General features: G+C 52.5%; 13 protein-coding genes and 1 riboswitch. Of the genes, 6 read left to right on the forward strand and 7 right to left on the reverse strand.

Annotated elements, in window-relative coordinates:
* Positions 1-4 precede the first annotated feature (4 nt).
* Positions 5-367, forward strand: coding sequence for a hypothetical protein (locus BM025_RS01415; protein ID WP_139204523.1), 363 nt, complete (start codon positions 5-7; stop codon positions 365-367).
* A gap of 51 nt (positions 368-418) precedes the next feature.
* Entirely contained in the window at positions 419-1,114 is a 696-nt protein-coding gene (locus BM025_RS01420; RefSeq protein ID WP_085847264.1) for a L,D-transpeptidase, read from the forward strand.
* Between the two features lie 91 nt (positions 1,115-1,205).
* Here BM025_RS01420 and BM025_RS01425 read toward each other — a convergent pair whose 3' ends face one another.
* Positions 1,206-4,313 carry an efflux RND transporter permease subunit gene (locus BM025_RS01425; RefSeq protein WP_085847263.1) on the reverse strand — a complete coding sequence of 1,036 codons (3,108 nt, stop codon included), beginning with the start codon at positions 4,311-4,313 and terminating at the stop codon, positions 1,206-1,208.
* Positions 4,314-4,334: 21 nt separating this feature from the next.
* Positions 4,335-5,489 carry an efflux RND transporter periplasmic adaptor subunit gene (locus BM025_RS01430; protein ID WP_085847262.1) on the reverse strand — a complete coding sequence of 385 codons (1,155 nt, stop codon included), beginning with the start codon at positions 5,487-5,489 and terminating at the stop codon, positions 4,335-4,337.
* A 197-nt stretch (positions 5,490-5,686) separates the two neighbouring features.
* Here BM025_RS01430 and BM025_RS01435 point away from each other — a divergent pair, with 197 nt between their 5' ends.
* A complete protein-coding gene (locus tag BM025_RS01435; RefSeq protein WP_085847261.1) occupies positions 5,687-6,358 on the forward strand; it encodes a TetR/AcrR family transcriptional regulator in 672 nt (223 codons plus the stop codon).
* Positions 6,359-6,429: 71 nt separating this feature from the next.
* Positions 6,430-6,575, forward strand: a riboswitch (FMN riboswitch).
* An 80-nt stretch (positions 6,576-6,655) separates the two neighbouring features.
* Positions 6,656-7,543: a DMT family transporter gene (locus BM025_RS01440; protein ID WP_085847260.1), complete on the forward strand. Its 888-nt coding sequence runs from the start codon at positions 6,656-6,658 to the stop codon at positions 7,541-7,543.
* An 84-nt stretch (positions 7,544-7,627) separates the two neighbouring features.
* Here the strand turns inward: BM025_RS01440 and BM025_RS01445 are convergent, their stop codons facing one another.
* Genes BM025_RS01445 through BM025_RS01465 form a run of 5 tightly spaced genes read right to left on the reverse strand, consistent with a single transcriptional unit; the run spans position 7,628 to position 11,662 of the window.
* Positions 7,628-8,122, reverse strand: coding sequence for a GAF domain-containing protein (locus BM025_RS01445; protein ID WP_085847259.1), 495 nt, complete (start codon positions 8,120-8,122; stop codon positions 7,628-7,630).
* On the reverse strand, positions 8,119-8,874 hold the full coding sequence (locus BM025_RS01450) for an ABC transporter ATP-binding protein (protein ID WP_085847258.1): 756 nt from the start codon (positions 8,872-8,874) through the stop codon (positions 8,119-8,121). Before BM025_RS01450 ends, BM025_RS01445 begins: the two co-directional genes overlap by 4 nt.
* On the reverse strand, positions 8,871-9,710 hold the full coding sequence (locus tag BM025_RS01455; RefSeq protein ID WP_211753548.1) for an ABC transporter ATP-binding protein: 840 nt from the start codon (positions 9,708-9,710) through the stop codon (positions 8,871-8,873). The genes BM025_RS01450 and BM025_RS01455 overlap by 4 nt, the downstream gene beginning before the upstream one ends.
* On the reverse strand, positions 9,704-10,609 hold the full coding sequence (locus tag BM025_RS01460) for an ABC transporter permease (protein ID WP_085847256.1): 906 nt from the start codon (positions 10,607-10,609) through the stop codon (positions 9,704-9,706). The genes BM025_RS01455 and BM025_RS01460 overlap by 7 nt, the downstream gene beginning before the upstream one ends.
* Before the next feature lie 9 nt (positions 10,610-10,618).
* Positions 10,619-11,662 carry an ABC transporter permease gene (locus BM025_RS01465; protein ID WP_085847255.1) on the reverse strand — a complete coding sequence of 348 codons (1,044 nt, stop codon included), beginning with the start codon at positions 11,660-11,662 and terminating at the stop codon, positions 10,619-10,621.
* Positions 11,663-11,960: 298 nt separating this feature from the next.
* Here BM025_RS01465 and BM025_RS01470 point away from each other — a divergent pair, with 298 nt between their 5' ends.
* Positions 11,961-12,572: a helix-turn-helix domain-containing protein gene (locus BM025_RS01470; protein WP_085847254.1), complete on the forward strand. Its 612-nt coding sequence runs from the start codon at positions 11,961-11,963 to the stop codon at positions 12,570-12,572.
* A 52-nt stretch (positions 12,573-12,624) separates the two neighbouring features.
* The gene (locus tag BM025_RS01475; RefSeq protein ID WP_085847253.1) at positions 12,625-14,214 is read left to right on the forward strand and encodes an ABC transporter substrate-binding protein; all 1,590 of its coding nucleotides are present in this window, start codon (positions 12,625-12,627) and stop codon (positions 14,212-14,214) included.
* The last annotated feature ends 80 nt before the right edge of the window (positions 14,215-14,294 follow it).

Raw genomic sequence — 14,294 nt, forward strand, 5'->3', positions numbered from 1 at the left:
GCCTATGCGTATAAACCGTTACCTTATATCGCTTTTGATGAGCGTGTTGATGATGCCTTGGGGGGCCTATGCTGGCCACATACAGGCCCGCACGATCCCGCTCGATCTCTACGCAACGATGCAAATTGAGGGCGATATTGTCAGCGCGGTTGTGCAAAATAAGACCCCCATTGAAGTCACCATCAAGAAAAAGTGCCGCACAGCGACATTACCGGGATCACCCTGCGCCCCTGATCGTGCGCTTGTGACCGATACCTTAACTGTTGTCGTGAAGGTTCCTGCGCCCACGGCCCACAGATCAATCGTGAATTGGTCCATGCAGGAACGCAGCACTGCCCCACCTAAACAACCACCCCGTTTATTCTGAACTCAGGCACGGTGCGCAGCACCCCCCATTCAGACTGAAAAGGATAATCACATGTTAACTCGACGCAGCTTTGTCGCCTTGGGGGCGATGGCTGGGCTTGTCGCCTGCGCTGCCCCTCAGATCGATACGCCAGATGTTCAGGTGGCCGCGCCTATATACCCGCCGCTTCCCGATTTTTACGACGCAATCACCACCGAACCCTTTCCTGTTCCTGCCATTCAAGAAGGCTCTCTTGCGCCAGAGTTTTGGCGACAAGATGTAGTGAACCCTTGGCCTAAATATGCCAAAGGTACGATCGTCATCGATCCCGATGCAGGTTTTCTTCACTTTATAAAGTCGCCTGACGTGGCGATCCGTTATGGGGTGAGCGTGGGGGCTGCGGGGTTTTCTTGGCAGGGCACAGCACGGCTGCAGTTTCGCCGTGAATGGCCCCGATGGAAGGTGCCCGCCACGATGATTGAACGCCAGCCTGACTTGGAACCCTATTCTGTCGCCAATGGCGGGATGGACCCAGGGCCAGGCAATCCTTTGGGTGCACGGGCGCTGTATCTCTTTCAAAACGGCGTGGATACGCTGTACCGCGTGCACGGGGATGCTTCACCTTGGGAACTAGGCATGGCCGTATCATCGGGGTGTATCCGAATGCTCAACCAAGACGTGATTGACCTGTATGACCGCGCTATTCACGGCGCTTCGGTCATCGTATTGCCCTCACTCAAGCCGCAAGGCCTAGAGGCCGTATACTGATTATCTTGTTGAGTAGAATGCATTAAGGGCGCAGACATAATGCTGCGCCCTTAAAAAAATTATCTACAGATGCGATATATACCGCTCTTGATCAGGCGCTCTTTGGCTTTTTACGACCAAGCGTTTTATTCACCAAGATAAAGAAGAGCGGCACAAAGATGATGCCCAGAACGGTCCCTGTGATCGTCCCACCAAGTACAGCGGCCCCGATTGAGCGACGTCCACCGGACCCCGCACCTGAGGACAGTACCAGTGGCACAACCCCCAAAGAAAAGGCCAAAGAGGTCATGATGATCGGACGGAACCGCAACCGCGCCGCCGTCAAAACAGCATCATACATATCCTTGCCGCTCTCGACCTGTTCACGGGCAAATTCGACAATAAGAATTGCGTTTTTGCCGGTCAGCCCGATAACGGTCAAAAGGCCCACTTGGAAAAAGACCCCGTTCTGGAACCCAAAGTGCCACGCGGTAAACAGCGTACCCAAAATCCCAACAGGCATGGCCAGCATGACAGAAAACGGGATCGCCCAGCTTTCGTAAAGCGCTGCAAGACAAAAGAAAATCGCGGCAAGTGACAATGCGTAAAGCATTGGCGCCTGTGACCCAGATTCACGTTCTTCCAGTGACAGCCCCGTCCATGCGACAGAGAACCCTGGCATTTGTTCGACAAAACTTTCGATTTCCAGCATGGCTTCGCCTGTGGTGACGTCCGGTGCGGGCGACCCTTGGATTTGCATCGCTGGTGAACCGTTGTAGCGGTTTAGGCCTTGGGCACCGTAAACCCAACGTTCACTGGAAAAGTTGGAAAATGGCACCAATTGGCCCGCAGAGTTGCGTACCCGCCACTTTTGCAAATCAGATGGAGTTGCCCGTGAACTGGCTTCGCCTTGCACAAAGACCCGTTTTGTGCGGCCATTGTCGTTGAAGTCGTTGACATAGGTCCCAGCCATAGCAATCGCCAAAGTGTTGCCCACGGTTGTCGGCGATACGCCCATTGCGCCAGCAGCACGCCAATCAATATCGAGCTTGAACTGCGTCGCATCCTCAAGTCCTGATGGACGTGCAGAGGCGATGAGCGGGCTTTGTGCAGCCATCCCCAAAACCATATTGCGCGCTTCAAGAAGTTGTTCATGCGACTGACCACCCTGTGCTTGCAGGTAAAAATCAAAACCAGACACGTTGCCAAGTTCCGTCACAGCAGGTGGAACGATGGGAAAGGCCATGGCCTCTTGAATACCCATCATCACCGGAAAAGCACGCCCAGCGATGGCTTGAACCGATTGTCCGGGGTTCGTACGCTCTTCCCAATCTTTCAACCGAACAAACGCAAGACCGTTGTTTTGCCCTGCACCCGCAAATGAGAACCCTGCAACACTGAACATGGAATCTACATTGTCACTTTCGGCATTGAGGAAGTGATCTTGAATCTGCTGCGTTGCTTTCAGCGTATTTTCAGCCGTGGTGCCTGCAGGTCCTTGAACCAACGCAAGCATGATGCCCTGATCTTCATCCGGCAAAAAGCCTGTCGGAGTTTGCAAAAAGAGCCAAACAATGCCCGCACTCATGGCGAGATAAACCAAGAACATCCGCAAAGGACGGCGGATGACAAAGTTCACGGTCCAACCATATCCGCCAGCAAGTTTTTCAAAGCCGCGGTTGAACAGGCCAAATGGGCCGCGCGCCGTGTGATGGGCACTCTTGCTTTTCAACAAAGTGGCACACAAGGCCGGTGTCAAAGTCAGCGCCACCAAAACAGACAACATCATCGCAGACACAATGGTCACCGAAAATTGTCGGTAAATCACACCAGTAGAGCCACCGAAAAAGGCCATCGGAATGAACACGGCAGAAATCACAAGAGCAATCCCCACCAGCGCGCCGGTGATTTGATCCATTGATTTACGGGTCGCTTCACGGGGCGACAGCCCCTCTTCTTCCATGATCCGTTCGACGTTTTCCACCACAACAATGGCGTCATCAACAAGCAGGCCAATGGCCAGAACCAAAGCGAGCATGGTCAAAACGTTGATCGTATATCCAAAGACTGCAAGGATCGCGAATGTCCCAAGAATAACAACAGGCACCGCAAGGGTCGGGATAAGCGTGGCACGTAGGTTTTGCAAAAACAGCAGCATCACGAAAAATACGAGCACGATCGCCTCGATCAGCGTTTTTTGCACTTCATGGATCGAAATTTCGACGAAAGGCGTGGTGTCATACGGAATGACATAGGTAACGCCTTCAGGGAAAAATTCTGCGTAATCCTCAATCATCGCACGGACGAGTCTTGATGTATCTAGCGCGTTGGCCCCTGGCGCCAACTGAACCGCCATCCCAGATGCGGGGCTGCCGTTGTATTTGGCGATGGTCATGTAGTTTTCCGCGCCGATTTCGACACGGGCCACATCTTCGAGCAACACAAGTCCACCGTCACCTTCTGATCGCAAGATGATGTTGCGGAAATCTTCTGGTGTTTCCAAAAGCGATTGCGCTGTGATGGTCGCTGTAAAGGCTTGGCCGTCAACCGAGGGAAGTGAGCCAAAAGACCCAGCTGAAATTTGAGCATTCTGAGCAGAAACAGATGACACCACATCAGAAGGTGTCATATCGAAAGCGGCAAGTTTGGAAGGATCAAGCCAAATCCGCATCGCATATCTTGCACCAAACACCTGAGTGCCACCAACACCTTCGATCCGACTGAAAGCATCCACAAGATTGGAATTGAGATAGTCTGACAAATCCGCTTGATCCATGCTGCCGTCTTCGGAAATCAACCCGATAACCATAAGGAAACCAGCCGAAGATTTTTGCACCGTCACACCTTGACGCTGCACAGCCTCGGGCAACAATGCCGTGGCTTGCGACAGTTTGTTTTGCACCTGAACCTGCGCAATATCAGGGTCAGTGCCCGTCTCAAACGTCAGTGAAATCGATGCAGACCCCGATGATGTTGACGAGGATGAAACGTAGCGCATCCCATCAAGACCGGTCATCTGTTGTTCGATGATTTGCGTGACTGTGTTCGCGACAGTGTCCGCTGACGCACCAGGGTAGGTCGCATTAATCGTCACCGAAGGCGGCGCAATCTGGGGATACTGCGCCACTGGAAGCGTGTAGATAGACAAGAGTCCGAGCCCCATAATGAGGATCGAAATCACCCATGCGAAAATTGGGCGGTCAATGAAAAAACGGGCCATGGGATACTCTCAAATCTGAGCTTAATTGTTTTCAACGAGAGGCGCAGCGGCCTCTTGTTCTTGTGGAGACACTGTCGCGCCGGCTGCCGTTTTTTGCAGTCCTGCGACAATGACACGATCACCAGAGACAAGGCCATCTGTCACGACCCAATCCGTACCGTGATCACGCAAAACGGTCAAAGCGCGTTGTTCGACAACATTGTCGGCATTGACGACCAGCGCCATAGGTTCACCACGCCGATCACGTGTAACTGCTTCTTGTGGAACCAAAATTGCGTCTTTCACCACACCTTGAGGCATCTCAACCTGCACGTACATACCGGGCAATAGAAAACCTTCGGGATTGGCAAAGGACAATCTGAGCACAATGGTGCCCGTGCCTTCGCTCACATGAGGTTCAGCAGCAGAAAGTTCACCTTGGTGTTCATAAATAGACCCATCAGCCAGCTCAAGCGTGACAGTTTTGCCAAGCTCTTCAGCGAAATTTGCACCGCCCCCCGCACGACGCCAGCGCAAGATGTCTGCGGCCGCTTGGGTCACATCCACATGAACAGGATCGATCGTACGAATGATGGTCAAAGGTGTGGCCTGACCAGAAGTCACAAGCGCGCCCTGGCTGACATCGCTCAACCCTGCAAGCCCAGCAATGGGGGCGCGAATATCTGTGCGCTCCAGATCAATTTCGGTTGTCAGAACTTGAGCTTCGGCAACTTTGACGCTGGCCTTAGCAAGCTCAAGCGCAGAAATCGCGTTGTCGAAATTCTGTTGAGATACAACATTCCGCGATTTCAATTCTTGCTGACGGTCAAATTCCCGCTGCGCCGACTTCAACGACGCGTTGGCCTGTGCCAACAGCGCTTCTGCGGATGCTTTTTGCGCCTCATAGGACGCAGCATCAATGCGGTACAGCAAATCGCCTTTGGCCACAGGCCGGCCTTCGACATACAAACGCTCGCGGATGATACCATTCACCTGCGGGCGAACTTCGGCTTCTGATGACGCAGCAACACGACCAGGAAGAGAGGCCGTTAAAGTCACATCATGGGCTTCCAGCGTCACGACAGTCACTGCGGTCGGGGGACGGCCTTCTTGAGCAAACGCGCTCAGGGGCAAAGTAACGGCAAAGATGAGCGCGGCTGGCAATTTACCCAACCGAGCAATATGTGAACGAGGCATTGAGGATGGCTCCAATGGATTGGGCGATCATGGGATCGGTCTTGAAACAGGGAAGGCCCGCGATATTCTATGAGCCGCGTGAACGATGAGCTAAAAATACTCTTGCATAAGGAATAAGGAAACCCGATAGTTTTGTAAAGTGTAATTGGTATGGATAATGTGAGGCCACGTCCAAAAGTGGCGGTAGGAACAGCGCTATGACGACACAAGACGAATTTTCTGCCGACCCAACGTGTTGCGCCAAAATGAGGCGTGGCCGCCCGCCACAAATGCCGAACTCTGCCCGAGAGGCTGTGATTTTGCGTGTCGCAGCTCAAATGCTCTTAGACATACCGTTTGACGATGTAACGATGGCCGCAATCGCACGTGCCGCAGGGATGTCAAAACGCACTGTCTATGAACACTTCAAAAACCGCGAAGATTTGCTGGTTAAGGCCATTATTTACGTCTCACGTACCATTTTCTTACCGCTCAGCGCCGAAGATGCACAGCGCCCCCTGCATGAAAGATTATCGATCTTACTACAGATCAACGCCCCACCAGGGTGCGAAGCCAACAAGCTGGAGTTTCTAAGATCCATCATCGCTAAAGCACAAACCTATCCGGTTTTGGCACAAAAGTTATATGCAAATGGACATGGCGCCCTGATCGGCTTTATTCGTGCTGAAATTTTACGCGCTGTTGAAAGTGGTGACATTGTTCTGACCGATATCAATGCAGATATGGCGGCTGAGATGCTTTTAGATATGGCATTTAAGAACACCCTCACGCGCCTGCTACATCCGGGCGAGGCAAGCCTTGAAGACGCCGAAGTGGCGCGTCGCCGTGAACTGGCGATAGCGTTGTTCTTGCGTGGGTGCGCCCCTTAGCCCCCCTACCAAACAATATTGTTCCTGAATAATAAGTGTACTAAGTGTCATCTTGTAGCCACTGGTGGCTGCATCGTTCTCAGGGCGGGGTGCAATTCCCCACCGGCGGTGAGCAGGATTCCTGTAAGCCCGCGAGCGCTTCGTTTTTTGACGAAGGTCAGCAGATTTGGTGTGATTCCAAAGCCGACGGTCATAGTCCGGATGAAAGAGAGCGGGAAATAAGGCACACGGGGGGGAACCCTCTGCGCCTTGGTCCTGTTTGCCTTGAGTTATGAGCGTAAACGAAAGGACCGCGCCATGACTCGTTTCTATTCTACTGTTTCGCCCGCATACGTGGGGGCATCATTTATGCTGATCGCCGGAATTTTATTCGCCGTCATCAACACACTCGTTCAATACAGCACGATGATTTTGGGCCTACCGCCAGCGACAGTCGCTTTCTGGCAATATCTCATCGCGCTTGGGTTTTCTGTGCCTTGGCTTTTGACAAAAGGCATCAGAGCGATGAAAACATCCAATCCCTTCATTCACGTCGCGCGCGTCATTATGGCCGCCGCGGGTGTTCAGCTTTGGGTGATGAGCCTTGCGCATGTGCCAATCTGGCAAGCCATTGCTTTGATTATGCTCTCGCCTTTTTTTGTCACCTTTGGGGCTGGCGTATTTCTGCGTGAAACGATCAGCTTTGCACGCTGGTGTGCCGTCATTGTCGGCTTTATAGGTGGCATGATCATCCTAGCCCCATGGTCGGAAGACTTCAGTGTTTATGCTTTGGTGGCCATCGCCGCAGCTGTGATGTGGGCACTTGCGTCATTGATGACGAAATACCTGACCAGAACGGAAACACCTGAATCTCTAACGACCTATCTGCTGCTACTTTTGACCCCCATCAACGCAGGCCTTGCCCTAAGCGATGGCGTATCGCCAAGCTTGGGCAGCGCATGGGTGCTTTTGATCGCTGCAGGATTGATGACAGCTTTGGCCCAATATGCACTCACAAAGGCGTATAGCTCTGCCGATGCGGCCTATTTGCAGCCATTTGATCACTTGAAGCTGCCACTGAATGTCGGCTTCGGTATCGTCGTGTTCGGGTTTATTCCGCCGGGATCAATGTGGATTGGATCGGCATTAATCGTTGCAGCATCGTTCTATTTGCTGCGCCGCGAAACGCAGACCGCCACAAACTAACACGCGCCAAAATTTGCTCTCAGGCATCCATGCAGCACCTCTATCAAGAGCGCCTCATGGATGCCAAAACCTATAGATGATCCGTTATACCGCGCGAATGAACGCCATCACAGCCATTGCAGGCAAAGTGAGAATGTCTTGCGCCAACGCGACACGTTCAGGTGTGTAGTATTCTTCCTCGTGCAAGATATTCACCGTTGCAACCATGTCCCCTTTTAGGATGACCGGTAGGTTAATCACGGAGCCACAGCCGAGCTTTCCAATCAATTCTGAATCTGGAAATACGGTGTCGATATCCGCAAGCGTATTTGCGACGAAACACTCATGTTGCCCATGCACCGTCTCAAACCAGCGATCTATTTCAATCGGCTTGGTCCCAGACGTCGGGTAGTTTTTTGCATCATCGGTATAGGCACGGCGCGCCAACATCGCGTCCATATCAGCGGTCATCACCGTGAACAATTTTGCGCCCACAGTCGCCTTGGTCAACGCACATAACGCGTCATAAGCAGCAGTATCAGTCGTGGCCTCAGAGAGCGATTTTTCAAAGGCTTTAAGGGCTTTGGTCATGTTGGTCATGCGATGTCCTTGCGGTCTGGATTGCCACCTGAGGCAGCGTAGAGAGATTGGGAATACGGGTCGGAAAAGTTGCCGTCATAAAGCGCAGACGCAGGGGCGATTTCAACAATGCGCCCTTTGTTCATCACAGCCATGCGATCACACATAAAACTCACGACGGGCAAATTATGGGTCACCATCAAATAGGTCAGCCCTTGTTCGCGGCGCAGTCTTTTAAGTAAATTTAGAATTTCGGCTTGCACGGATACATCCAACGCCGACGTCGGTTCATCCAGCAACATCACTTTTGGTTCCAACATCAAAGCGCGCGCAATCGCGACCCTTTGGCGTTGCCCACCGGAAAGCTGATGCGGAAACCGAAACCGAAACCGTTGATCCAGCCCGACAGCGGCAAGCATGTCAATCACACGTTGATTGCGATTGCCAAGCCCGTGGATCATCAGGGGCTCAGACAGCACAGTGTCCACAGATTTGCGCGGATGCAGCGATCCATAGGGGTCTTGAAACACCATCTGACACCGCGTCGCAAACCCACGATCCACAGTATGACTGCGTGCCTCACCCAGCACAGAAATCTCACCCGTCCACTCAGGCGCCAAACCTGCTATAGCTTTAAGAACAGTGGACTTTCCCGATCCGCTTTCGCCAACCAAAGCAAAGCTTTCGCCCTCGGCCACATCGAAATTCACCCCCTGCACAACTTTGGTGGGACCATAGGAAATGTCGAGGTTTTTCAGTGAAATCGCGGTCATGTACCACTCCATTCGCTGCGGTCGAGCACCGGAAGTTCATCACGTGTCTCTTCCATTTTCGGAACCGCGGCCAAAAGACCACGGGTGTAGGGATGCGTCGCTTGATACAGATCAGCGGCGGCACAGCTTTCGACCACCTGCCCCGCGTGCATCACCAAAATACGGTCACAATAACGCGCCACAAGATTGAGATCATGAGAGATCAAGATAAGCCCCATGCCTTTTTCGCGCACCAATTCGTCGATCAAATCCAAAACCTGCGCCTGTACGGACACATCCAACGCAGAAGTCGGTTCATCCGCGATCAATAAATCAGGTTGCGGGATCAGCATCATCGCAATCATGATCCGCTGTCCCATACCGCCAGAAACTTCGTGGGGGTAAAGGCCAATCACCCGCTCGGGGTCATTGATGCGCACAGAATGCAACATCTCAAGAACCCGCGCGCCCACATCTTTGCGGGCAAGACTTTCGTGGGTTTTTAAAGCTTCAGCGATCTGATCCCCGACCGTCATCACAGGATTAAGTGAGAATTTCGGATCCTGCATGATCATCGAAATCCGCGCCCCACGCAGCTTGCGCATACCGCGTTCTGATTGCGCCTGAAGGTCGATCCCATCAAACACCAAACGATCGGCGCTTTGACGCCCCGGACTGCGGATCAGGCGCAAAATAGCACGCCCTGTCATCGATTTTCCAGACCCGCTTTCGCCGACAATACCAAGCCGCTCACGGCCCAACGTGAAAGACAGGCCTTTGACCACATCCACACGTCCCGCAGGCGTTGGGAAACTGACACGCAGATTTTCAACTTCAAGTAACGGCGCGCTCATGATTTGCCTCCTTGTTTGGGGTCCAAAACATCACGCAGGCCATCGCCCAGAAAACAAAACCCGAGCGACACAAGAATGATCGCAAATCCGGGCATGGTCGCAACCCACCATTGATCCAAAATAAAGGTCCGCCCGCGTGAAATCATAGCACCCCATTCAGGCAACGGTGGCTGTGCACCAAGCCCCAAAAAGCCCAGACCCGCGGCGGTCAAAATGATCCCAGCCATATCAAGCGTCACACGCACAATCATCGACGACGTACACAACGGCAACACATGACGCACAATGATACGCGTGTGCGACCCGCCCAAAAGGCGCGTGGCTGAAATGAATTCAGAGTTGCGAAAGGTCATCGTTTCGGCCCGCGCGATACGCGCATAAGCAGGCCAAGATGTGATCGCGATAGCAATAATCGCGTTCTCAATTCCGGGTCCTAATGCGGCCACAAAAGCCAAAGCAAGGATCAGCTTAGGCATAGACAAAAAGACATCCGTGATACCCATCAGAATTTTGTCGATCCACCCGCCAAAATATCCCGCGACAGCACCGATCAAAAGCCCCAAAGGGGCAGAAATGATGGCAACCAGCGCCACGATCATCAAAGTGATCCGCGCACCGTAAACAACGCGACTGAAAATATCGCGGCCAAGTTCGTCAGTTCCCATCCAATGGGCCGCAGATGGCGGCAAAAGGCGTGCGCCCAAATCTTGGCCGAGTGGCGTTTGCGGTGCGATCCATGGCGCGAAAATCGCAGCCAACACCAACGTCAAAATAATCACGCCGCCAACCACCGCCAATGGATTGCGCATCAATGCGCGGAACATGCGGTAACTGTTGCCAAGGTTGGCTTGGATTTTGGAATTGGGAGAATCGTCGAGAAGCCAGTTTTGAACCGTGGTCATGTCGCTCTCCTATCGGCTACGCGGATCAAGAATGCGGTACAACACATCCGAGAGTTTGTTGATGAGAATGAAAACCGCCCCAATCACAAGGGTCGATCCAAGCACAGCGTTCATATCCGCGTTGAGCAGCGCCACGGTCAGATAGTTGCCAATACCAGGCCAACTGAACACGGTTTCGATCATCACAGAGCCCTCTAACAAAGCCGCATAGGACAAGCCTATGACGGTGATCAACGGCACGCGGATCGGGCGAAACCCATGCACCCAAATCACCCGCCATTCAGAGACGCCTTTGACACGGGCCGTGGTGATATATTCTTGGCCCAATTGGTCCAGCATAAAACTGCGGGTCATCCGCGCGATGTAAGCCAATGAAAAGAAACCAAGGATCGCTGCGGGCAAAATCAAATGATCGAGCGCATTCCAGAACACTTGCCAGTCGCCAGCCAAGGCGGCGTCGACCAGCATCAAACCTGTGCGAGGTTCCACAAGCCCCTCGTAAAAGATATCCACGCGACCGGGTCCCGCGACCCAATCAAGCGTGGCGTAAAACACAACCAGCCCGACCAGACCAAGCCAAAAGGCTGGCACAGAATAGCCTAACAATGCAAAGACGCGGATGATTTGATCGATCCATGTGCCTTTACGCGCGGCAGCCCAAACGCCCAAAGGCACGCCAAGACCAACCCCGATGGCAATGCCAAGGGTCGCCATTTCAAGCGTGGCGGGAAAGACCCGCGCAAGGTCGCTGGCCACAGAACGATTGGTGGACACAGACCGCCCCAGATCGCCTTGGAACACGTCGCCAACATATGCGATGAATTGCACCATCAGCGAGCGATCTAGCCCCATTGCTATCTTTGCAGCGTCATATTGTTCTTGCGTGGCACGGTCGCCAACGACGGACAAAACCGGATCAATGGGAATCACACGACCAATGAAAAATGTAATGGCCATCAGCCCTACAAACGTCAGCAACGTCACGATGACAAAACCGCCAATCGCGCTCAATATCGCCTTAACGCGGTGCGTTTTTGATGTGTTTGTACTCATGGGCAAGGGCCCCTTTCCTATATCCGCACATCTACGTTTACATGACCTTTCAAACGGTCAAAAATCCAGACTTTGCGTGCAGAAGTCTGCCTAAACGCGCATCGTTTCTATTCGAAGCATAAAACAATTTATTTAAATTACAAAATTTTTTTTGCCATACAATAATTTTTTTTGTAACGTCTACAGGAAGCCGCTGAAAATATAACCGCGGCCACGATCCACATTGAGCGCAGTCACAGACCAAAGCGCGGCACAAAAAAAATTGGGCGCAATGCTCATAGAGAAAGGTTGGAGACACATGGCTGTAGAAAAACCCGAACCTCAACTCGGATCTGCGATCCGCAAACGGCGCAAGCAAATGAACCTGACGCTTCAGGCGCTGTGCAACGCGTCTGGTGTGTCTGTCGGGTATCTCAGCCAAGTCGAACGTGACAATGCGACCCCGTCTTTGGGGACTTTGGCGCAAATCGCCGATGCGCTGGATGTCGGATTGGAATACTTTATTGCCACCCCAAAGCCGTCTGACGGATTGACCCGCGCTGACCAGCGCCCGCGTTTCTCGTTGGCGCATTCCTCACTCACTTATGAGGCGCTTGCGGCCAATTTTCCCGGCTCTGAACTGTCAAGTTATCTGCTCAATATCCCCGCAGGCTACGTGTCCGAGACAGTCAGCCATGAAGGCGAAGAGATTATTTATGTCCTTGAGGGCAAAATAGAACAAACGCTTGATGGGCAAACATTTTCCATGACAGCTGGCGACTGTCTTCATTATAGCGGCCAAACTCCGCACGCGTGGCGCAATCCAACGGATGCCCCTGCCCGCCTGCTTTGGACTGGCACGTTGACCGTTTTGACCCGCACTGGCGCCATTGAGTTGCCAGAGTTGTCCCACAAACAAGAGGCGATCTAAGCGCCCATACCTGTCCCTGTATTTTTTAAATGACCCAACGAAGGAGCCTTTTATGAAACACTTAAAGTCTACACTTTTGGCCAGCGTTTTAATGCTGCCCCTTGCGGCCCCCGCCGCATTTGCCGAAACCCCAGATGGGGTATTGGTTGTCGCGCAAAACATCGATGACATTGTCGCCATCGATCCAGCGCAAGCTTATGAGTTCACCTCTGGCGAGCTGGTCACAAACCTCTATGACCGCCTTGTGCAATATGACGCCGTAGACACCACCACTTTGGCGGCGGGTCTTGCCACATCTTGGGATGCCGATGCAGACGCGAAAACCATCACCTTTACTCTGCGCGATGGTGCAACGTTTTCTTCTGGCAACCCGCTAACAGCCGAAGATGTCGTGTTTTCTTTCGGTCGTGTGATCAAACTGAACCTGACGCCAGCGTTTATTTTGACTCAGCTTGGTTGGACCGCTGATAACTTTGACGACATGGTCACAGGGACAGGCAACACTGTTACCGTGAAATACGAAGGCGATTTTTCCCCTGCTTTCGTGCTCAATGTTCTCGCGTCTCGTCCTGCCTCAATCGTTGACAGCGTTCTTGTGAACGAACATGCGGTTGATGGCGATATGGGCAACGCTTGGCTCAATGAAAATGCTGCTGGTTCTGGGCCTTTTGTTCTGGATCGTTACGCCCCAGCTCAAATGATCCGCATGACGGCCAATGAAACCTATTTCAACGGCGCACCAGAAATTGACAGCGTGATCATTCGTCACGTGGCAGAAGCCGCGACACAACAACTGTTGTTGGAAAAAGGTGACATCGATCTGGCACGCAACTTGACGCCTGATCAAATTGCGTCGCTCGACAATGATGACATCAAAGTTGAAACCTTTCCGCAGGCTGCTGTGCATTTCTTGTCTTTCAACCAAAAGACCGAAAGCCTGACTGATCCAGCCGTTTGGGAAGCGGCGCGTTACCTTGTGAACTACAAAGGTATGACAGACACGATCATCAAAGGTCAGATGGAAACGCACCAAGCGTTCTGGCCAAAAGGCTTTCCTGGTTCATACGACGAAACTCCGTTTACATATGATCCTGAAAAAGCCAAAGCGATCTTGGAAGAGGCTGGTATTGAAACCCCAATCACCGTCTCTTTGGATGTGATCAACGCGCCGCCCTTTACCGATATGGCGCAGTCATTGCAGGCAAGCTTTGCCGATGCTGGGATCAACTTTGAAATTCTGCCCGGAACCGGCGCGCAAGTGATCACCAAATACCGTGAACGCACGCACCAAGCTATGTTGTTGTACTGGGGCCCTGATTTCATGGACCCACATTCAAACGCCAAAGCCTTTGCGTATAATTCAGACAATTCAGACGACACCTATGCAGCGACCACAACATGGCGCAACGCATGGGCTGTGCCGGATGACATGAACAAAGAAACGATGGCCGCTTTGTCGGAAACAGACGCAGAAACACGTCTCGACATGTACCGTGACTTGCAAAAGAAAGTGCAAGAAACATCGCCAATCGTCATCATGTTCCAAGCCGCATACCAAGTGGCCATGGACGAAGATGTCACAGGTTATGTGAATGGTGCGACGTCTGACTACGTCTACTACCGCCTTGTTGAAAAAGACTAAATCAACACTTCAGGTCGCCGTGACATGCGGCGGCCTGACCCAATTCCCATATCCTTGATCCTGACCATTTCGGAGGTCCG

Origin of the sequence: Pacificibacter marinus, from assembly GCF_900109555.1 — a bacterium.
In the GTDB taxonomy this organism is placed as follows: Bacteria; Pseudomonadota; Alphaproteobacteria; order Rhodobacterales; family Rhodobacteraceae; genus Celeribacter; species Celeribacter marinus_C.

What these genes read in the sequence shown, in the direction of transcription:
- BM025_RS01415 (WP_139204523.1), top strand. Translation starts at nt 5, where the DNA reads ATGCGTATAAACCGTTACCTTATATCGCTTTTGATGAGCGTGTTGATG.
- BM025_RS01420 (WP_085847264.1), top strand. Translation starts at nt 419, where the DNA reads ATGTTAACTCGACGCAGCTTTGTCGCCTTGGGGGCGATGGCTGGGCTT.
- BM025_RS01425 (WP_085847263.1), bottom strand. Translation starts at nt 4,313, where the DNA reads ATGGCCCGTTTTTTCATTGACCGCCCAATTTTCGCATGGGTGATTTCG.
- BM025_RS01430 (WP_085847262.1), bottom strand. Translation starts at nt 5,489, where the DNA reads ATGCCTCGTTCACATATTGCTCGGTTGGGTAAATTGCCAGCCGCGCTC.
- BM025_RS01435 (WP_085847261.1), top strand. Translation starts at nt 5,687, where the DNA reads ATGACGACACAAGACGAATTTTCTGCCGACCCAACGTGTTGCGCCAAA.
- BM025_RS01440 (WP_085847260.1), top strand. Translation starts at nt 6,656, where the DNA reads ATGACTCGTTTCTATTCTACTGTTTCGCCCGCATACGTGGGGGCATCA.
- BM025_RS01445 (WP_085847259.1), bottom strand. Translation starts at nt 8,122, where the DNA reads ATGACCAACATGACCAAAGCCCTTAAAGCCTTTGAAAAATCGCTCTCT.
- BM025_RS01450 (WP_085847258.1), bottom strand. Translation starts at nt 8,874, where the DNA reads ATGACCGCGATTTCACTGAAAAACCTCGACATTTCCTATGGTCCCACC.
- BM025_RS01460 (WP_085847256.1), bottom strand. Translation starts at nt 10,609, where the DNA reads ATGACCACGGTTCAAAACTGGCTTCTCGACGATTCTCCCAATTCCAAA.
- BM025_RS01465 (WP_085847255.1), bottom strand. Translation starts at nt 11,662, where the DNA reads ATGAGTACAAACACATCAAAAACGCACCGCGTTAAGGCGATATTGAGC.
- BM025_RS01470 (WP_085847254.1), top strand. Translation starts at nt 11,961, where the DNA reads ATGGCTGTAGAAAAACCCGAACCTCAACTCGGATCTGCGATCCGCAAA.
- BM025_RS01475 (WP_085847253.1), top strand. Translation starts at nt 12,625, where the DNA reads ATGAAACACTTAAAGTCTACACTTTTGGCCAGCGTTTTAATGCTGCCC.